20 protein-coding genes and 1 tRNA gene are annotated in these 18,868 nt (G+C 68.5%); 13 read left to right on the plus strand and 8 right to left on the minus strand.

Annotated features, from left to right (window positions below; genetic code table 11):
* Positions 1-16 precede the first annotated feature (16 nt).
* From A5659_RS07195 to rph, 4 genes are all read left to right on the plus strand, one after another.
* Positions 17-727 carry a rhomboid family intramembrane serine protease gene (locus A5659_RS07195; protein ID WP_369829363.1) on the plus strand — a complete coding sequence of 237 codons (711 nt, stop codon included), beginning with the start codon at positions 17-19 and terminating at the stop codon, positions 725-727.
* Positions 724-1,539 (plus strand): glutamate racemase, encoded by an 816-nt coding sequence (murI, locus tag A5659_RS07200; protein WP_067180049.1) that lies wholly within the window; start codon positions 724-726, stop codon positions 1,537-1,539. Before A5659_RS07195 ends, murI begins: the two co-directional genes overlap by 4 nt.
* A gap of 72 nt (positions 1,540-1,611) precedes the next feature.
* Complete coding sequence (locus A5659_RS07205; RefSeq protein ID WP_066867342.1) at positions 1,612-2,394, plus strand: cyclic nucleotide-degrading phosphodiesterase; 783 nt, start codon at positions 1,612-1,614, stop codon at positions 2,392-2,394.
* A 33-nt stretch (positions 2,395-2,427) separates the two neighbouring features.
* Positions 2,428-3,207, plus strand: coding sequence for a ribonuclease PH (gene rph / locus A5659_RS07210; RefSeq protein WP_066867340.1), 780 nt, complete (start codon positions 2,428-2,430; stop codon positions 3,205-3,207).
* A 90-nt stretch (positions 3,208-3,297) separates the two neighbouring features.
* Here the strand turns inward: rph and A5659_RS07215 are convergent, their stop codons facing one another.
* Both A5659_RS07215 and A5659_RS07220 read right to left on the minus strand, forming a co-directional pair.
* Positions 3,298-3,825, minus strand: coding sequence for a nitroreductase family deazaflavin-dependent oxidoreductase (locus tag A5659_RS07215; RefSeq protein WP_082975962.1), 528 nt, complete (start codon positions 3,823-3,825; stop codon positions 3,298-3,300).
* Positions 3,822-4,742 (minus strand): serine hydrolase, encoded by a 921-nt coding sequence (locus A5659_RS07220; protein WP_067180052.1) that lies wholly within the window; start codon positions 4,740-4,742, stop codon positions 3,822-3,824. The genes A5659_RS07215 and A5659_RS07220 overlap by 4 nt, the downstream gene beginning before the upstream one ends.
* Before the next feature lie 135 nt (positions 4,743-4,877).
* On the opposite strand from A5659_RS07220, the gene rdgB reads away from it, so the two are divergent.
* The gene (gene rdgB, locus A5659_RS07225; RefSeq protein WP_066867334.1) at positions 4,878-5,489 is read left to right on the plus strand and encodes an RdgB/HAM1 family non-canonical purine NTP pyrophosphatase; all 612 of its coding nucleotides are present in this window, start codon (positions 4,878-4,880) and stop codon (positions 5,487-5,489) included.
* A gap of 29 nt (positions 5,490-5,518) precedes the next feature.
* Here rdgB and A5659_RS07230 read toward each other — a convergent pair whose 3' ends face one another.
* Positions 5,519-5,869, minus strand: a complete 351-nt coding sequence (locus A5659_RS07230; RefSeq protein WP_066867332.1) for a DUF3817 domain-containing protein — start codon at positions 5,867-5,869, stop codon at positions 5,519-5,521.
* Positions 5,866-6,246, minus strand: a complete 381-nt coding sequence (locus A5659_RS07235) for a hypothetical protein (RefSeq protein WP_066867330.1) — start codon at positions 6,244-6,246, stop codon at positions 5,866-5,868. The genes A5659_RS07230 and A5659_RS07235 overlap by 4 nt, the downstream gene beginning before the upstream one ends.
* Before the next feature lie 94 nt (positions 6,247-6,340).
* On the opposite strand from A5659_RS07235, the gene A5659_RS07240 reads away from it, so the two are divergent.
* Together A5659_RS07240 and A5659_RS07245 are read left to right on the plus strand one after the other, a co-directional pair.
* A tRNA-Leu gene (locus A5659_RS07240) sits at positions 6,341-6,424 on the plus strand.
* Positions 6,425-6,514: 90 nt separating this feature from the next.
* Positions 6,515-6,841: a hypothetical protein gene (locus tag A5659_RS07245; protein WP_067137976.1), complete on the plus strand. Its 327-nt coding sequence runs from the start codon at positions 6,515-6,517 to the stop codon at positions 6,839-6,841.
* A gap of 4 nt (positions 6,842-6,845) precedes the next feature.
* On the opposite strand, the gene A5659_RS07250 is transcribed toward A5659_RS07245, so the two are convergent.
* A complete protein-coding gene (locus A5659_RS07250) occupies positions 6,846-7,271 on the minus strand; it encodes a thiol-disulfide oxidoreductase DCC family protein (protein ID WP_066867324.1) in 426 nt (141 codons plus the stop codon).
* A 270-nt stretch (positions 7,272-7,541) separates the two neighbouring features.
* On the opposite strand from A5659_RS07250, the gene A5659_RS07255 reads away from it, so the two are divergent.
* From A5659_RS07255 to A5659_RS07265, 3 genes are all read left to right on the plus strand, one after another.
* Positions 7,542-10,157 carry an ABC transporter ATP-binding protein/permease gene (locus A5659_RS07255; RefSeq protein ID WP_067180055.1) on the plus strand — a complete coding sequence of 872 codons (2,616 nt, stop codon included), beginning with the start codon at positions 7,542-7,544 and terminating at the stop codon, positions 10,155-10,157.
* Entirely contained in the window at positions 10,154-11,890 is a 1,737-nt protein-coding gene (locus A5659_RS07260) for an ABC transporter ATP-binding protein (protein WP_067022033.1), read from the plus strand. Before A5659_RS07255 ends, A5659_RS07260 begins: the two co-directional genes overlap by 4 nt.
* Before the next feature lie 87 nt (positions 11,891-11,977).
* Positions 11,978-13,054 carry a phosphotransferase family protein gene (locus A5659_RS07265; RefSeq protein WP_066867318.1) on the plus strand — a complete coding sequence of 359 codons (1,077 nt, stop codon included), beginning with the start codon at positions 11,978-11,980 and terminating at the stop codon, positions 13,052-13,054.
* A gap of 5 nt (positions 13,055-13,059) precedes the next feature.
* Here the strand turns inward: A5659_RS07265 and A5659_RS07270 are convergent, their stop codons facing one another.
* From A5659_RS07270 to A5659_RS07280, 3 genes are read right to left on the minus strand one after another with little or no spacing between them, the layout of a single operon-like run.
* Positions 13,060-13,488, minus strand: a complete 429-nt coding sequence (locus tag A5659_RS07270; RefSeq protein WP_066867316.1) for a pyridoxamine 5'-phosphate oxidase family protein — start codon at positions 13,486-13,488, stop codon at positions 13,060-13,062.
* A gap of 54 nt (positions 13,489-13,542) precedes the next feature.
* On the minus strand, positions 13,543-14,364 hold the full coding sequence (locus A5659_RS07275; RefSeq protein ID WP_066867315.1) for a mycofactocin-coupled SDR family oxidoreductase: 822 nt from the start codon (positions 14,362-14,364) through the stop codon (positions 13,543-13,545).
* 28 nt (positions 14,365-14,392) lie between these two features.
* The gene (locus A5659_RS07280; RefSeq protein ID WP_067180085.1) at positions 14,393-15,565 is read right to left on the minus strand and encodes an acyl-CoA dehydrogenase family protein; all 1,173 of its coding nucleotides are present in this window, start codon (positions 15,563-15,565) and stop codon (positions 14,393-14,395) included.
* 129 nt (positions 15,566-15,694) lie between these two features.
* Between A5659_RS07280 and fabG the strand changes: the two genes are divergently transcribed.
* From fabG to A5659_RS07295, 3 genes are read left to right on the plus strand one after another with little or no spacing between them, the layout of a single operon-like run.
* A complete protein-coding gene (fabG, locus tag A5659_RS07285) occupies positions 15,695-16,429 on the plus strand; it encodes a 3-oxoacyl-ACP reductase FabG (protein ID WP_066867358.1) in 735 nt (244 codons plus the stop codon).
* Entirely contained in the window at positions 16,426-17,652 is a 1,227-nt protein-coding gene (locus tag A5659_RS07290) for an acetyl-CoA C-acetyltransferase (RefSeq protein WP_067180058.1), read from the plus strand. Before fabG ends, A5659_RS07290 begins: the two co-directional genes overlap by 4 nt.
* Positions 17,649-18,848: a CoA transferase gene (locus tag A5659_RS07295; protein ID WP_067180061.1), complete on the plus strand. Its 1,200-nt coding sequence runs from the start codon at positions 17,649-17,651 to the stop codon at positions 18,846-18,848. The genes A5659_RS07290 and A5659_RS07295 overlap by 4 nt, the downstream gene beginning before the upstream one ends.
* The last annotated feature ends 20 nt before the right edge of the window (positions 18,849-18,868 follow it).

Genomic DNA, 18,868 nt, shown 5'->3' on the forward strand with positions numbered 1-18,868 from the left:
GCCGGTAGCCTTGACGATGCTGGAACACGCTGGAAGGGCAGCCATGGGTAAGAGGACTCCCACCGGACGCCCCGGCGCGCCTGCAGCCCAGCCGAAGAAGCGGTCCACCGCGACGGCCGGCGCCGCCACGATCCTCACCTTCGTGGTGCTGCTCTACCTCGTCGAGCTGATCGACCAGTTGACCCGCCATTCGCTGGACGCCAACGGCATTCGCCCACTGGAGGCCGACGGCCTGTGGGGCATCGTCTTCGCCCCGGTGTTGCACGCGAGCTGGCAGCACCTGATGGCCAACACCGTGCCGCTGCTGGTCCTGGGATTTTTGATGACGCTGGCCGGCCTGTCCAGATTCGTCTGGGCGACCGCCATCGTGTGGATCCTCGGTGGCTTCGGCACCTGGCTCATCGGCGACGTGGGCAGCGGCTGCGGCCCCACCGACCACATCGGTGCCTCCGGTTTGATCTTCGGCTGGCTGGCCTTCTTATTGGTGTTCGGGATCTTCGTGCGCCGGATGCGCGACATCATCATCGGGCTGGTCGTCATGTTCGCCTACGGCGGCGTGCTGCTCGGGGCCATGCCGGTGCTCGGCAGGTGCGGGGGCGTGTCGTGGCAGGGCCACCTGTGCGGAGCGATCGCCGGCATCCTGGCCGCCTATTGGTTGTCCGCCCCGGAACGTAAGGGCCGGACGTCCAGGAAAGCCGGCACCACCGTGCCGCGGCCCAAGACATGAGCTCGGCACTGGCACCCATCGGCGTCTTCGACTCCGGTGTCGGGGGACTCACCGTCGCGCGCGCGATCATCGACCAGCTGCCGGACGAAGACATCGTCTACGTCGGCGACACGGGCCACGGTCCGTACGGGCCGCTGACCATCCCCGAGGTCCGCGCGCACGCGTTGGCCATCGGGGACGACCTCGTCGGCCGCGGCGTCAAGGCGTTGGTCATCGCCTGCAACACGGCGTCGGCCGCGTGCCTGCGCGACGCCCGCGAACGCTACGACGTTCCCGTCGTCGAGGTGATCCTGCCCGCGGTGCGCCGCGCGGTCGCCACCACCCGCAGCGGGCGCATCGGCGTCATCGGCACCCAGGCCACCATCAACTCGCACGCCTATCAGGACGCGTTCGCCGCCGCCCGTGACACCGAGATCACCGCGGTGGCGTGCCCGCGCTTCGTCGATTTCGTGGAGCGCGGGGTGACCAGCGGCCGTCAGGTGCTCGGTTTGGCCGAGGGCTATCTGGAGCCGCTGCAGCGCGCGCAGGTCGACACGCTGGTGCTCGGCTGCACGCACTATCCACTGCTGTCCGGACTCATCCAATTGGCGATGGGTGACAACGTGACGCTGGTCTCCAGCGCCGAGGAGACGGCCAAGGAAGTGCTGCGCGTGCTGACCGAGCGGGACTTGCTTCGCCCGCACGACGCAGCGCCCGCGACGCGGGTCTTCGAAGCCACCGGCGACCCCGAAGCATTCACCGCTTTGGCGGCGCGCTTCCTCGGTCCGGCCGTCACCGGCGTCCAGCCCGTTGCGCAGGTGTACATTGATTGACCTGCGGACGAGATTCTCGTCACACCAATGCGGCCATGTTTTCGTCACGGTCCTATCGGGCATGGCACAGTAGTGTCCGTGCGAATAACCGTGCTCGGCTGCTCGGGCAGCGTGGTGGGTCCGGACTCGCCCGCGTCGGGTTATCTGCTCCGGGCACCGGACACTCCGCCGTTGGTCATCGACTTTGGCGGGGGCGTTCTTGGCGCGCTGCAGCGCTATGCCGATCCCGGTTCCGTGCACGTGTTGTTGTCCCATTTGCACGCCGACCATTGTCTGGATTTGCCCGGCCTTTTCGTGTGGCGGCGCTATCACCCGACGCGCCCGCTCGGCAAGGCGTTGCTCTACGGTCCGGGCGACACCTGGTCGCGGCTGGGCGCGGCGTCGTCACCCTATGGCGGTGAGATCGACGACTGCTCGGACATTTTCGACGTTCGCCATTGGGTCGACGGCGAGCCGGTCACCATCGGGGCGCTGACGGTGACGCCGCGGGTGGTGGCCCATCCGACGGAGTCCTACGGCCTGAAGATCACCGACCCCTCCGGCGCCTCGTTCGTGTACAGCGGCGACACCGGCAGCTGCGATCAGCTTGTCGAGCTGGCCCGCGGCGCCGACGTTTTTCTGTGCGAGGCCTCGTGGACGCACGCGCCGGACCGGCCGCCCGCGCTGCACCTGTCGGGCACCGAGGCCGGCCGGGCCGCGGCCGAGGCCGGCGTTCACGAACTGCTGCTGACGCACATCCCGCCGTGGACCTCGCGCGAGGATGTGATCAGCGAGGCCAAGGCCGAGTTCGACGGTCCCGTGCACGCGGTGGTCTGCGGCGAGACGTTCGATATCCGCCGCTCCGAGAGGGTCTGAGTCGGCGCGTTAGGGTTGGCTTAGGCTTGCCGGGTGACGAGACGAGAAGACGGCCGCCTTGACGACGAGCTTCGGCCCGTGGTCATCACCCGCGGTTTCACCGACCACCCCGCCGGTTCGGTATTGATCGAATTCGGCCACACCAAGGTCATGTGCACGGCGAGCGTGACCGAGGGCGTGCCGCGGTGGCGCAAGGGGTCGGGCCTGGGTTGGCTGACCGCCGAGTACGCGATGTTGCCGTCGGCCACCCACACCCGTTCGGACCGCGAGGCGGTGAAGGGCCGCCTCTCCGGACGCACCCAGGAGATCAGCCGGCTGATCGGGCGGTCGCTGCGCGCCTGCATCGACCTGGCGGCGCTCGGCGAGAACACCATCGCCGTCGACTGCGACGTCTTGCAGGCCGACGGTGGCACCCGCACCGCGGCCATCACGGGCGCCTTCGTGGCGTTGTCCGATGCGGTGACCTATCTCGCCGCGGCGGGGAAGCTGTCGGACCCGCGGCCGCTGTCCTGCGCGATCGCCGCGGTCAGCGTCGGCGTCGTCGACGGCCGCATCCGGGTCGACCTGCCGTATGAGGAGGACTCCCGCGCCGAGGTCGACATGAACGTCGTCGCCACCGACACCGGGACCCTGGTGGAAGTTCAGGGGACCGGCGAGGGCGCGACCTTCCCGCGGTCGACGCTGGACAAGTTGCTCGACGTCGCGCTGGCCGCCTGTGACAAGCTGTTCGCCGCGCAGCGTGAGGCGCTGGCGCTGCCGTACCCCGGTGTGCTCCCCGAGGGGGCCCCGACGCCGAAGGCGTTCGGCAGCTGACCGTGCCTGATGGTCGCCTGAACTCGGCCTAACTGCCGCGCGGTTTACCACCGCCGACAGCGCGACCACGGCGAGGCTCCTTGCGGTCGGTCATGCCTCGTCCTTCTGCAGCTCGAATATCGGGATTACGCGGGTGGTCTTTGACTGGTAGTTCGAGAACGCGAACGCGGGTACGGTCGCGTTGAGTTTGGGGATGATCGCCTCACGTTCGGACGCGTCGAGCTCGTGCGCGACGACGTCGAACGAGTCGGTGGCGACTTCAACGCGCGCCCGCGGGTTGGCCCGCAGGTTGTGCACCCACGCCGGGTTGACGTCGGCGCCACCATAACCCGCGACTATCAGCAGCCTGGCTTCGATGCGGAAGGCCACCAGCGGCGTGACGCGCGGCTCGCCGGACTTCGCGCCCGTCGTAGTGAGCAGTAACAATTCGTTGCCCGCGAATCGCCCGCCGACCTTGCCGGCATTGGCGCGAAACTCGTCGGTGATGTCGTTGTTGAGCGCCTTGAGCGTCTTGGTATCGGGTTTGTGACTCACTCTGGACGCAGCTGCTTCGTCGCCCTGTCTATTCCTTGTGGAGTGTGTCGCGTTAAACGTTTCGGCGTCGCCGAGACCGGTCATAGCAGGAGCAGAGCTTTGATGATGTCGGCCGGGAGTGTCATCTGGGTGCCAAGATCCTCTCCTTGCGCGACGACCACCATCTGGTGCGAGGGAATGACCGAAAGGGTCTGCCCGAACAAACCGACCGCCGAGTAGCTGCCAGGCGGCAGCGCATTCGCGTCGCCGCCGTTGGCAGTCCACCACAGGTAGCCGTATGACGCGAACGGGCTGGGCAGGCCGGTTTCGACCCGAGTCGCGGTGCTCACCCTCACCCAGTCGGGCGGCACGATTTCGTCGCCGTCCCAAGTTCCTTCGTTGAGATAAAGCTGCCCGAATCGGGCCAAGTCACGGGCTGATAGTTGGAGGGCGTGGTTCGGGTATCGGGGTGTCGCGCCCAGCGGGTCGTAGCCGTAGCGCAACCGCGTGTGCTGCAGCGGATTCCAATCGCGAAAGCCAAGTGGGCGGGCCAGGATGCCGTCGATTGCGGTGAACAACGCTACTCCGGACACTCGCTGGTAAATCTCGCCGAGGACGTTGAAATTCCAGTTGTTGTAGTGAAATTCCGCGCCCGGCACAGCAGAGTCGCGTTGCGGCCAGTCCGACGGCCTGTTGCGGAAAATGTCGTAGGTGGCACCGTAGTTCAACGGCAGGTAGACACCAGAGGTTGACGTCAGAAGGTGTTGAAGAGTCGCGGTTCGTTCTCGATCGGTGAGACACGGCGAGTCGTCGATACCGAAATCGGCCAGCGTTGCATCCAACTGCACATCGCCGCTTACAATCAGCCGACCAAATAGGGCGCTGACGATCGATTTGCGAATGGAATGAATCGGAAGCGGCTTGTCTTGGGGCCCAACGGCGAGCACGGTCTCTCCGGACTGGATGACACACAGCCTGGTGATCCGATGGGCGTTCACGGCCTCTTCGACTCGATAATCCATCCGACCCTCGAGGGTTGAGTTGTTATAAACATATAACAACATGGCAGCGGGCTGCTGCAAGGCCCGGGTGAGATGTTGCGGTCCAGCTACGCTGCCTAGGGTGTTGATCAGCGCTAAAACGTATGGCAGTGCAGGGTGACCCGGCTGCTGGTCGCCAGCCGCAATCCCAAGAAGCTGGCCGAGTTGCGCCGGGTGCTCGACGCCGCCGGTCTGACCGGCTTGACGCTGGTGTCACTCGACGATGTGGCGCCGTTCGACGAGGCGCCGGAGACGGGCGCGATGTTCGAGGACAACGCGTTGGCCAAGGCGCGGGATGCCTTCGCCGCGAGCGGGTTGGCAAGCGTGGCCGACGATTCCGGGCTGGAGGTCGCCGCCTTGAATGGCATGCCCGGTGTGCTGTCGGCGCGGTGGTCCGGTCGGCACGGCGATGACGCGGGCAACACCGCGTTGCTGTTGGCGCAACTGCGCGACGTGCCCGACGGACGGCGCGGTGCGGCGTTCGTGTCGGCCTGCGCGCTCGTCTCGGCCGCCGGTGAGGTTGTCGTCCGCGGCGAGTGGCCCGGCAGCATCGCCCGCGAACCGCGCGGCGACGGCGGCTTCGGCTACGACCCGGTGTTCATTCCCAACGGACACGACCGCACGGCCGCAGAGCTGAGCCCGGCGGAGAAGGACGCGGTCTCGCATCGCGGTCGGGCGCTGCGGCTGCTGTTGCCGGCGCTGGAAACGCTGGCCCGGTCCGGGGGCTAGGGCGCCGCGGGCCCGCGGGGCTCGCTGGCCTACAGCCCGAAACGCGCCTTGACGTCCCTGGTCTGGAAGTGCTCGACGATGATTCCGAGCAGCGGGATGGTCCCGGACAGCAGCACGCCCACCGTCTTGCCGAGCGGCCAGCGCACCTTGACCGCCAGATTGAACGCGGTCAGCACGTAGATGAAATACACCCAGCCGTGCACTACTTCGATCCACCGGATCTCGTGGCCGAAGGCGAGGTGCGAGACGATCTCGTAGCACAGCGCGATCAGCCACAGACCGGTCGTCCACGCCATGACCCGGTAGCCGAGCAACGCGGTGCGGACCTTGTCGACGGGCACCGCGGGAACTGGCGCTCCGGGCGTCTCCGGTGTGGTCATGGGGTTGTCCTCTTCTGTTGTTCGGCGTCTCGCGCGGCGAGCTCGGCCAGGTAGGTGTTGTACTCCCGCAGCGCGGGATCGTCGGGCGCCTGCGGGGCGGGCTTGGGGCGCTCGGGCAGCAGCCCGGCGGGTATCTCCGTCATCGCGTCGGTACCGCGCGGCTGCGGTGGTTCCTCTTCATAGCGAACGAATTTGCGGTACGCGTACACGCAGAATCCCGCGAACAGCGGCCACTGCAACGCATAGCCGAGGTTCTGAAAGGAGCCGGACACGGAATTGAACCTGGTCCACTGCCACCAGCCCAGCGCCAGGCAGCCGCACGCCGCGACGATCACCAGCGCGATGAGCGCGGGCCTGCGACGATGCGTAGTGGACACCCCTTGACCGTACCGCTCACGATTTGGGCCCGACGAATTCATCGAGCCCGTGCCGACGGCTCGGCGGCGTCGCAAGCGATACGATCGGCAAGCCGCGGGCGTGGCGAAATTGGCAGACGCGATGGTTTTAGGTGCCATTGCTCGAAAGAGCTTGAGGGTTCGAGTCCCTCCGCCCGCACCGGACACCCGAGACGAAATCTTTCAGCGGTGCAGGCATCAAACCCGTTGTGCGGGGTACCTGGAACTCACAGGACACTAGGGAGACGCCATGCCCGCCGAAACCGAACCACCGCCACAAAGCGAAAAAGCTTTCACTGCACAGGATGTCGAGCGCGCCGAACGCAGGGCCGCCGCCGCCCGCGAACGCGCCGCCCGCGCGGGCCTGTCCGCAGCGCGAAGCTTCGAGCAGTCCGCAATCCAGCACGAGCGGGTCGCCAGGACGCAGGACTGGACCGTCGAACAGGGCGTGCCCCATACCGACGTGCACCGCCGGTCCGCGATCAAGCACCGCCAAGCGGCCGAAGAGGACCGCAAGCTCGCGGAGTTGAAGCGCAGAGAATCCGAAGCGGACCTGGCCTCCGACGTCGGCCAGTAACCGGTCACTCCGCCACGAAGCGGGCGCGTACCTCCGGGGCCGGCAGCGGGCAAGTGTCGTATTTGCCGCCCACGCGATAGCGGATCGCGGCGAACCTGTCGTAGAGCCGGTCGAGCAGCGGAGCGGGGACGATGCGGGCGATCGTGAACGCCCGCCATGGTCCGCCGAGGTAGTCCACCACGCGCAGGACGGCCCGGGATCGGACGGCCACCCGTTCCGAGGGCCGGCCGGGGTCGTCGACGAAGACCACCGAATCGACGTTTCCGATCTCGGGATGCCGCTCGATGATCGCTTTGCCGAACACGCTGTCCAGGGCCGCAAAGCGCAGGGAGCCGGTGGGATCGAGACGCAGGATGGTGCGCACCGAGCGGTTGCACACCCCGCACACTCCGTCGTAGAGCAGCACCGGCGCCGCTGACTCATCGCTCATGTTTTCCAGGCTACCGACGGGCTCGGACGGCGGCCGGGACCAAGGTTGACCTATGGTAAGGCAACCCTTAGTTTGTACGTACCAAGTCGCGACCGGCTGGCGGTGATCCGCGGCAGGATGCCGCCCATGCGGGGTCGTGGCAGGTGTCGAACTCGAAGGGTTGCGGCCGCTGACGGCCGCATCGATCCGTGGCCTCATGGCGGTGCTCCCGCCGGGTCGTCAGATCGGCGAGGCCGTCGCGGCGCGGGGCGCCGCGAGAAAGGACCGCTAATGGCACGCGGATTCTCCGGTGTGATGCTGCGCAGCTTCGGCGCACGCGACCACACCGCGACGGTGATCGAAACCGTCCGGATCGCACCGCACTTCGTGCGGGTGCGCATGACGTCGCCGACCCTGTTCGAGGACGTGGATGCCGAACCGGCCGCGTGGCTGCGGTTCTGGTTTCCGGACCCGGACGGATCGAAAACGGAATTCCAGCGCGCGTACACGATCTCGGAGGCCGACGTCCCCGCCGGGCGCTTCGCGGTCGATATCGTGCTGCACGATCCCGCCGGTCCGGCGTCGCAGTGGGCGCGCACCGTCCAGCCCGGCGCCACCATCGCGGTCATGGCGCTGATGGGCTCGTCGCGATTCGACATGCCCGACGAGCAGCCGGCCGGATATCTGCTGATCGGTGACTCGGCATCCATCCCGGGGATGAACGGCATCATCGGGGTCGTCCCCGACGACGTCCCGATCGAGATGTACCTCGAACAGCACGACGACAACGACCCGCTGATCCCGATCGCCCAGCACCCCCGGCTGCGACTGCACTGGGTCGCCCGCCACGACGAGAAGTCGCTTGCCGCGGCGATCGAGAACCGGGACTGGTCCAACTGGTACGCGTGGGCGACGCCGGAGGCCACAACGCTCAAGCAGGTGCGAACGCGGCTGCGCGACGAGTTCGGCTTTCCCAAGTCCGAGGTGCACGCCCAGGCGTACTGGAGCGCCGGACGCGCGATGGGCACCCGGCGCGGTGACGAACCGGCGGCATCGGATGGCGTCGCATCCGCCCTCTCTGCGGAAGATGTTGCGGCGCAGTTGGAATCGGCTCCGCAGGTGTCCGACGCCCCACCCGCCCCGGCGGCCCGGGGGAGCTGGCGGGCCCAGGGCGCGGGCCGGCTGCTCGCGCCGCTGCGCTCCGCGCTGATCCTCTCGGGTGTGTTGCAGGCGGTGATCACGCTGGTGCAACTGGCGCCGTTCGTGTTGCTCGTGGAGCTGGCCCGGCTGCTCGTCTCGGGTGCGCCCGCCGCCCGACTGTGGGATATCGGCATCGCGGCGGTGTCGCTGCTGGGTTTGGGGGCGTTGCTGGGTGCCGCCCTCACGCTGTGGTTGCACGTCGTCGACGCGCGGTTCGCCCGTGATCTGCGAACTCGGCTGTTGCACAAGCTGTCTCGGCTGCCGCTGGGCTGGTTCACCGCACGCGGGTCGGGGTCGATCAAGCAGTTGCTGACCGACGACACGCTGTCCCTGCACTATCTGGTCACCCACGCCATCGGCGACGCGGTCGGCGCCGCCGTCGCGCCGGTCGCGGTGCTGGTCTATCTGTTCGCCGTCGACTGGCGGGTGGCGCTGGTGTTGTTCTTGCCGGTCCTGGTGTACCTGGTGCTGACGTCGTCGCTGACGATCCAATCGGGTCCGCGCATCCCGCAGTCGCAGCGCTGGGCGGAGACGATGAGCGGCGAGGCCGGGGCCTACCTGGAGGGCCAGCCGGTGATCCGCGTCTTCGGTGGCGCCGCCGCCTCCAGCTTCCGGCGCCGCCTGGACGAATACGTCGGCTTCCTGGTCGCCTGGCAGCGCCCGCTGGCCGGCAAGAAGACGTTCATGGACCTGGTCACCCGCCCCTCGACGTTCCTGTGGCTCATCGCGCTCACCGGCACGTTGCTGGTGGCCGCCGGCCGGATGAATCCGGTGAACCTGCTGCCGTTCTTGTTGCTGGGCACCACATTCGGGGCGCGGCTGCTCGGCATCGCCTACGGCCTGGGCGGCGTCCGCGCCGGCATGTTGGCCGCCCGGCGCCTGCAGAACACCCTCGACGAGGCCGACCTCGCCGTGCACGACGACCACGAGGCGCACGGGGATCCCGCGTCGACGGTGGTGTTCGACCACGTCGGCTTCGGCTACCGGCCCGACGTGCCGGTCATCCACGACGTCTCGCTGACGTTGCGGCCCGGGACGGTCACCGCGCTGGTCGGGCCCTCCGGGTCCGGCAAGTCGACGCTGGCCGCCCTGCTGGCCCGGTTCCATGACGTCGGACAGGGCGCGATACGTGTTGGGGGACAAGATATTCGGTCGATGACCGCCGACCAGCTGTACGCCCAGGTGGGATTCGTGCTGCAGGAAACGCAATTGGTGCACGGGACCGTCGCGGAGAATATCGCGCTGGCCGTCCCCGACGCCACCGCGGCGCAAGTCGAACAGGCCGCGCGAGAGGCGCAGATCCACGACCGCATCATGCGGCTGCCCGACGGCTACGACACCATGCTGGGTGCGGCCAGCGGCCTGTCCGGCGGTGAGCGGCAACGGCTCACGATCGCCCGCGCGATCCTGGCCGACACACCGGTGCTGATCCTTGACGAGGCCACCGCGTTTGCCGACCCCGAATCGGAATACCTTGTGCAGCAAGCGCTCAACCGGCTGACGCAGGACCGCACGGTGCTGGTGATCGCGCATCGATTGCACACCATCACCCGGGCCCACCAGATCGTCGTGCTCGACCACGGCCGCATCGTCGAACGCGGCACGCACGACGAGTTGCTCAGCGCCGACGGCCGGTACCGACGGCTCTGGGAGGGCGGTCGTCGCGACCGGGTAACCGCGGGCACGACCGGCGAGGGGGCGCGATGATCCGCACGTGGCTGAGCCTGGTTCCGGCGGACCGGCGCAACCGGGTCATCACCTACACGGTGCTCGCACTGGTCTCCGTGCTGGTGCGCGCGGTGGCCACCGTGCTGCTGGTCCCCTTGGTCGGGGCGTTGTTCGGCGACGCCCCGCAGCGCGCGCTGGTCTGGCTGGCCTGGCTGACCGCGGCCACCGTGGCCGGCTGGGTCATCGACACCGCAACCGCGCGGATCGGTTTCAACCTGGGCTTCGCCGTGCTGGATCACAGCCAGCACGACGTCGCGGATCGGCTGCCCGGCGTGCGGCTGGATTGGTTCACCGCCGAGCACACCGCGACCGCACGGCAGGCGATCGCCGCCACGGGGCCCGAGCTGGTCGGCCTCGTCGTCAACCTGCTCACGCCGCTGATCTCCGCCGTCCTGCTGCCCGCGGCCATCGCGGTGGCACTGCTGCCGGTCTCCTGGCAACTGGGGGCCGCAGCGCTGGGAGGCCTGCCGCTGCTGTTGGGCGCGCTGTGGGCATCGGCCCGGTTGGCGCGGCGCGCGGACTCTGCGGCGGCCGAGGCCAACACCGCGCTCACCGAGCGGATCATCGAGTTCGCCCGGACCCAGCAGGCGTTGCGGGCCGCACGTCGTGTCGAGCCGGCGCGCAGCATGGTCGGCGATGCACTGGCGGCACAACACGGCGCCACCATGCGCCTGCTGTCGATGCAGGTCCCGGGCCAGCTGCTGTTCAGCCTCGCCAGCCAGCTCGCGCTGATCCTGCTGGCCGGGGCGACTACTGCGCTGACCGTGCACGGAACGCTCACGGTGGCCGAGGCCATCGCGCTGATCGTCGTCATCGTGCGCTACCTCGAGCCGTTCACCACCATCAGCGAGCTGGCGCCGGCGCTGGAGAGCACCCGCGCCACACTCGACAACATCCGTGCCGTGCTGACCGCGCCGCTGATGACTGCCGGCGCCGCCAAGCTGGCCGGCGCCGGGGCGCCGCGAATCGAATTCGCGGACGTCGTGTTCCGCTACGACGGCGCGGGCACACCGGTGCTCGACGGCGTGAGCTTCGCGTTGGATCCGGGCAGCACGACGGCGATCGTCGGACCGTCCGGTTCGGGCAAGAGCACGATCCTGGCGCTGATCGCCGGGCTGCATGAGCCGACCGGCGGACGGGTGCTGATCGACGGGGTGGACGCGGCGACGCTGGACGGCGAGGCCCGGCGGGCGGCGGCCAGCGTCGTTTTCCAGCACCCCTACCTGTTCCACGGGTCGATTCGCGACAACGTGTTCGCTGGAGATCCGGGCGCCGACGACGAGCGCTTCGCGCGGGCGGTGGCGCTCGCGCGCGTCGACGAGCTGGTCGGACGGCTGCCTGACGGCGTCGACACGGTCGTCGGCGAGGCCGGTTCGGCGCTGTCCGGCGGTGAACGCCAGCGGGTCAGCATCGCCCGCGCGTTGCTCAAACCGGCGCCGATTTTGCTGGTAGACGAGGCGACCAGCGCGTTGGACACCGAGAACGAAGCCGCGGTGGTCGACGCGCTGACGGCCGACCCGCAGTCACGCACGCAGGTGATCGTCGCGCACCGCCTGGCCAGCATCCGTCGCGCCGACCGCGTGCTGTTCCTCGACAACGGCCGGGTGGTCGAAGACGGCACGGTTGACGAATTGCTCGCTGCGGGCGGCCGATTCGACGAATTCTGGCGCCAGCAGCACGAAGCCGCCGAATGGCGCATTCTGGCCGACTAGCGCACCGCGGTTGACCGCAACTCTTGCGGTATGCCTTACAGTTTGTCAGTCAGACCGTGCTGTCTGCGCAGGAGGAGGCGTGCCGCTATGAGTGCTGTGCTGTCGATACCGCGATACCCCGGCGACGTGACCCCGCAGTGGTTGTCGGCCGCGCTGTCCGGCGGTGGCCCGCCCGTCGAGGTCGCCGACGTGGACGTGGTCGCGATCGGCACCGGACAGACGGGGGCGACCTACCGGGTCACCGCTCGCTATGCGACGGATCCGGGGGACCTGCCGCAGACGTTCGTCATCAAGCTGCCCGCCCAGGACGACACGGTGCGCGACCGGGTGGTCATCGGCTACCGCAGCGAATGCGCGTTTTATTCGTCGGTGGTGGATCGGGTGCAGGTGCCGACACCGCGGTGCTTCTATTCCGAGATCACCGACGATGCAATGGATTTCGCCCTGCTCCTGGCGGACCAGGCGCCGGCGGTGCAGGGCGATCAGCTCGTCGGCTGCGGGGAAACCGAGGCGCGCCTTGCGGTTACCGCTCTGGCCGGGCTGCACGCACCCAGCTGGTGTGATCCCGTCTGGCTCGATTTCCCGGGCATCGCGTTCGGCAGGCCGGATGAGGCCGGTGCGGGCGGCATGGGCGAGGTGGCGAAGTTGAGCGCCGACATCACGCTGGAGAAGCTGGGCGAGCGGATGAGCGCCGTGGATCGCGATACCTTCAGTGCCGCAATGGGTTTGATCGCGCCCTGGCTGCTGTCCGAGTATGACCGGTTCGCCCTGCTGCACGGCGACTATCGCCTGGACAACCTGTTGTTCGACCCGGAGCGAACCCGGGTCAGCGTGGTGGACTGGCAGACGCTCGGCGTGGGTCTGCCGGCGCGCGATCTCGCGTATTTCACCGCGACCAGCCTCGCTCCGCAGCTGCGTGCGAGCATCGAAGAGGGCCTGGTCACCGACTATCATCGCGCGCTGACGGCCGGCGGGGTCAGCGACTACGACCGCGAAACCTGTTGGCGCGATTACCGGCTCGGGGTGCTGCAGGCCCCGCTGATCTCGGCACTCGGGTTCGCGTTCGCCGCCGCCACCGAGCGCGGCGACGACATGGTGCTGACCATGCTCAGCCGCGGCTGCCAGGCGATCCGCGAGCTGGGGACGCTGGACCTGATCGGCTGAGTGCTCTACAGGTCGCCGGTGAAGTCGGCGCTGAGCCAGCGGTCCGGGCGGATGGTGAACAGCACCTCCTCGACGCCTTCCATGCTGCGCACGAACGCCCGCCCACCTTCCTCGCCGAGATAACGGATGGCGACCGCCTCGGCCACGTCGAGCGGGGCCGGCTTGGTGGTCTCGACGATCGAGCCCTCGACCACCACGTACTGGTAGGGCGGCTCCTCGCGCTGCACCACCAGCGTCACCGCCCCCGTCTGCTCGATGAGGCGAGCCTTGCGGCTCGACGCCCCGGTCATGATCCGGATGTTTCCCCCGGGGGTGTAGTCGTACCAGATCGGGACGCTGGCCGGCGGCCGGCCTTCGGTGGCGGCGACGGACAGCACGGCCACATGCTTGTCGGCGAGGAACTCCTGGCGCTCGGATTCGCTGAAGGCTTTCATGCCGAGTGCCAACGCCCGGGCGGTGAAGCTATTCCCGATCCGCCCAGGGGGCGGTCAGTACTGCGTCGAGCCCTGATCCACCGGGATCTGGGCCGCGGTGACCTTGCGCGATTCGTCACTGGCCAGCCAGCACACGGTGTCGGCGATCTCCTCCGGCTCGGCGACCCAGTCGGGCAGGAACGGGGTGAGGACGTGTGACAGCTGGGGGTTGGTCTCCATGGTCTTGCCGACCGCCGTGACCATGTCCCCGGAGCCCATGGCGGTGTTCACCGGTCCCGGGTGCACGCTGTTGACCCGGATCGAATGCTTGCCCAGTTCGGCGGCGAAGGCCCGCGCCAGCCCGGTGACGGCATGCTTGCTGGCGGTGTAGTGGATCATGAACGGCTGCATCTTCATGCCGGCCGCCGAACTGATCAGGATGATCGATCCGCCCCGGCCCCCCTCGATGATCTTGTCCGCGCCGGCCATCACGGTGTTCCAGGTGCCGGTCACATTGATGTCCATGACGTCGCGGAAGTTCTCCGGGGTGATCTCATCCCACGCCTGCGGGGCGGCGACCCCGGCGTTGGCGACGATGACGTCCAGCCGGCCCAGCTCGGCCACGCCGTCGGCGACGACCTTTCGCAGGCCGTCGAAGTCGCGGGTGTCGGTGACTGAGGCGATGATCCGGCGGTTGGCGGCCTCGACCAGCCGCACCGTCTCACTCAGGTCGTCGGGAGTCGCCGGGTCGTAGGGCACGCAGGACGGGAGCTTGCCGGCGATGTCGACGGCGATGATGTCGGCGCCTTCGGACGCCAGGCGCACCGCATGCGCCCGGCCCTGACCGCGGGCCGCGCCGGTAATGAATGCCACTTTTCCGGCAAGCTTGCCGCTCATAGTTCTCCTCTGTTGGGTCCAGCCACTCTCATCGTTGTGCCGCCTTGACCAGGTTCGATCCGATGATCAACCGCTGGATCTCGCTGGTGCCCTCGTACAGCCGCAACAGGCGCACGTCGCGGTAAATCCGTTCGACGGCGACGCCTCTCATGTAACCGGTGCCGCCGTGGATCTGCACCGCGAGATCGGCGACGTTGCCGGCCATCTCGGTGCAAAAGACCTTGGCGGCCGAGGGCGCGATCCGACGATCCTCGTTGGCGACCCACAGCCGGGCGGCCTCGCGCACCAGGGCACGCCCGGCCATCACGCCGGTCTGCTGATCGGCAAGCATGCCCTGCACCAACTGGAAGTTGCCGATCGGCGTGCCGCCCTGCGTCGCGGTGGCGGCGTAGGACACCGATTCGTCGAGCGCGCGTTGCGCGGCGCCCACCGCGAGGGCGGCGATGTGCACCCGGCCGCGGGCCAACGAGGTCATCGCCGCTCGGTAGCCGTGGTCTTCGCTGCCGCCGACGAGTGCGTCGGGACCGACGCGGACGTCGGTGAAGTTGACGTCGGCGGTCCAGGCTCCTTCCTGGCCCATCTTGGCGTCCTTGGCGCCCACCTCGACGCCCGCGGCGTCCGCCGGCACTAGAAAGACCGCGATCCCCGGTCCCTTCTCGTCGGCCGGCCGGGTCCGCGCGAACACCACGAAAAGGTCGGCGACGGGCGCGTTGGTGATGAAGCGCTTCTGCCCGGAGATCACCCAATCGTCACCGTCGCGAACGGCTTTGGTGCGCAGGCCGGCCGGGTTCGATCCGGCGCCCGGTTCGGTCAGCGCGAAGGAGGCGACGACGTCGCCGGACGCGATCGACTCCAGCCAGCGGGATTTCTGTTCGTCGGTGCCGAAGCCGACCAGGACTTGTCCGGCGATGCCGTTGTTGGTGCCGAACATCGACCGCAGCGCCAGCGACGTGTAGCCCAGCTCCATCGCCAGCTCGACGTCCTGCCTCAGGTTGAGGCCGAGGCCGCCCCACTCCTGGGGGATCGCGTAGCCGAACAATCCCATCTTCTTGGCTTCGTCGCGCAGGTCGTCGGGCACGCGATCGGTGTCGAGGATCTCCTGCTCGCGCGGGACGACCACGCTGCGGACGAATTGCCTTGTCTGAGCGAGGATCTCGCGGAAGTCCTCGTCGGAGACTTCCGCGACTTCGGCGGTGGCCATGGGCTCCACACTCCTCTCCGGATCCGGGGCACCCCGGTTCAGAGCAGGATCCTATATCAAATATGATATTTGCCTCAGACGTGCCCGGTGGAGGCGACGACAGTGAAGGATGGGTGATCGGCAGTGGCGATGTTGACGGGGCAGACCGCGGTAATCACCGGCGGAGCGCAGGGGCTGGGGCTGGCCATCGCGGAGCGCTTCGTCGCCGAGGGCGCGCGAGTGGTGCTCGGCGACGTCAATCTCGAGGAAACCCAGGTCGTGGCCAAGCGATTGGGCGGCGACGACGTGGCGGTGGCGGTTCGGTGCGATGTCACCCAGTCGTCCGACGTGGAAACCCTGATCCAGACCGCGGTCGAGCGCTTCGGCGGCCTGGACATCATGGTCAACAACGCCGGCATCACCCGCGACGCGACGATGCGCAAGATGACCGAGGAGCAGTTCGATCAGGTCATCAACGTGCATCTGAAGGGCACCTGGAACGGCACCAGGCTGGCCGCGGCCGTCATGCGGGAGAACAAGCGCGGCGCCATCATCAACATGTCATCGGTGTCCGGCAAGGTGGGCATGATCGGCCAGACCAACTACTCGGCGGCCAAAGCCGGCATCGTCGGCATGACCAAGGCCGCCGCCAAAGAGCTGGCCTACCTCGGCGTGCGGGTGAACGCGATCGCCCCCGGCCTGATCCGCTCCGCGATGACAGAGGCTATGCCACAGCGCATTTGGGACTCCAAGGTCGCCGAGGTGCCGTTGGGCCGGGCCGGTGAGCCCAGTGAGGTCGCCAGCGTCGCGCTGTTCCTCGCTTCCGACCTGTCGTCGTACATGACCGGCACCGTCATGGAAATCACCGGCGGCCGCCACCTATGAGTGCGGTGCGCGAGGCCGTCATCTGCGAACCCGTTCGGACCCCGATCGGCCGCTACGGCGGAATGTTCAAGGCGTGCAGCGCCGTCGACCTCGGCGTCACCGCGCTCAAGGGCCTGCTGCAGCGAACCGGGCTGGCGCCCGACGCCGTGCAGGACGTGATCCTCGGCCACTGCTATCCCAACAGCGATGCGCCCGCGATCGGGCGTGTGGTGGCGCTGGATTCCGGCCTGCCGGTGACGGTTCCGGGCATGCAGGTCGACCGGCGGTGCGGCTCGGGCCTGCAGGCGGTCATCCAGGCGTGCCTGCAGGTGGGCGCCGGCGACAACGACCTCGTGGTCGCCGGGGGCTGCGAGAGCATGAGCAACGTGGCCTTCTACTCCACGGACATGCGGTGGGGCGGGGCCCGCACCGGTGTGCAGGTGCACGACGGGCTGGCCCGGGGACGCACGACCGCCGGTGGCCGCAATTACCCGGTGCCGGGCGGAATGCTGCAGACGGCCGAGAACCTGCGCCGCCAGTACGGCATTCCGCGCCAGGAGCAAGACGAGCTCGCGGTGCGATCCCACCAGCGTGCCGTCGCCGCGCAGAAAGACGGCATCCTGGCCGAGGAGATCGTGCCGGTCGCGGTCCGCACCCGCAGTGGCGAGGAGCTCATCGACACCGACGAGCATCCGCGCGCGGACACCTCGGTCGAGTCGTTGGGCAAGCTCAAACCCGTTCTGGCGAAAGAGGATCCAGAGGCGACGGTCACCGCCGGCAACGCCAGCGGGCAGAACGACGCGGCCTCGATGTGCGTGGTCACGACGCCGGAGAAGGCCGAGGAATACGGCCTGAAGCCGTTGGTGCGCCTGGTGTCGTGGGGTGTGGCCGGGGTGGCGCCCCACGTCATGGGCATCGGGCCGGTGCCCGCGACCGAGGTGGCGCTGGCCAAGGCGGGCCTGCGGCTATCCGACATCGACCTCATCGAGCTGAACGAGGCCTTCGCCGCGCAGGCGCTTGCGGTGATGCGGGAATGGAACTTCGGCGCCGCCGATCATGAGCGCACCAACGTGCACGGTTCGGGCATCTCGCTGGGACATCCGGTCGGCGCGACGGGCGGGCGGATGCTGGCCACCTTGGCGCGCGAACTCGATCGCCGCGAGGCGCGCTATGGTCTGGAAACCATGTGCATCGGCGGCGGCCAGGGTTTGGCTGCCGTCTTCGAGCGGGTCGCATCGACATGACCGAGCCGGGATTGCCGCTGGACGGTCTCACCGTCGTTGAGGTGTCGAGCTTCGTCGCCGCGCCACTGTGCGGCATGACGCTGAATCAGCTTGGTGCGGAGGTCATTCGAGTCGACCCGATCGGCGGCGCGTCCGACGTCCAGCGGTGGCCGCTGGCGGCGGACGGCACCTCGATCTACTGGACCGGCCTGAACAAGGGGAAGCGGTCGGCCACCATCGACCTGCGGTCTCCCGACGGCCACGAACTGGTCCAGCGGCTGATCGTCGAGGGCGATGGCGTCGTGGTGACCAACGCCGCGGGCTTGTCCTGGCTCAGCCACGGCGTGCTGGCGGCCAAGCGCCCCGACGTGATTCACGTGCAGTTGCTCGGGCGCGGTGACGGTTCCACCGGGGTGGACTACACGGTCAACGCCGGGCTGGGCTATCCGCTCGTCACCGGTCCGGCCGAGCATGGCGGCGCGATCAATCACGTGCTCCCGGCCTGGGACGTGTGCTGCGGACTGTACGCAGCGTTGGCCGTCGTCACCGCGGTCCGCCACCGCGAGCGGTCCGGGGCGGGGGCGCAGATCAGCCTGGCGCTGGAGGACGTCGCTTTGGCCACCGCGGCCAACCTGGGCTTGCTGACCGAGCCGCAAGTCACTGGGACACAACGCGAACGGATGGGCAACGCCATCTACGGTCAGTACGGGCAGGACTTCACCAGCAGCGACGGGGCCAGGTTCATGGTGGTCGCGCTGACCGGTCGGCACTTCCGTGACCTGCTCGCGGTGACGGGCACCGGCGCCGCGGTGTCGGCGCTCGCCGAGGCGCTCGGCGCCGACTTCGGGTCAGAAGGCGATCGCTACCGCTATCGCGACGTGCTGTCGAGTCTGTTCGCCACGTGGTTCGGCGATCACACCGCCGACGAGATCACCGCCGCGCTGGCCGACACCACGGTGCTCTTCGAGCGGTACCGCACCTTCGCCGAGGTCGCCGCGGGCCCGAAAGTAACCGACAATCCGCTGTTTTCCCGAATGCACCAGCCCGGTCTCGGCGATTACTTCGCGCCCGGCCTGCCGGCCGCGTTCGACGGCAGCCATCTGCCCAGCGCGCCGGCGCCGGCGCTGGGACAAGACACCGCCGACGTCCTTGCGCGGCTGGGGTTGAGCGCCGCCGACATCGCGCGCCTGACGGACGCCAAGACCATCGCCTGCTGAGCAGCCGGAAGGGGACGCAG

Source organism: Mycobacterium sp. 1165196.3 (genome assembly GCF_001673415.1).
Classification (GTDB): domain Bacteria; phylum Actinomycetota; class Actinomycetes; order Mycobacteriales; family Mycobacteriaceae; genus Mycobacterium; species Mycobacterium europaeum_A.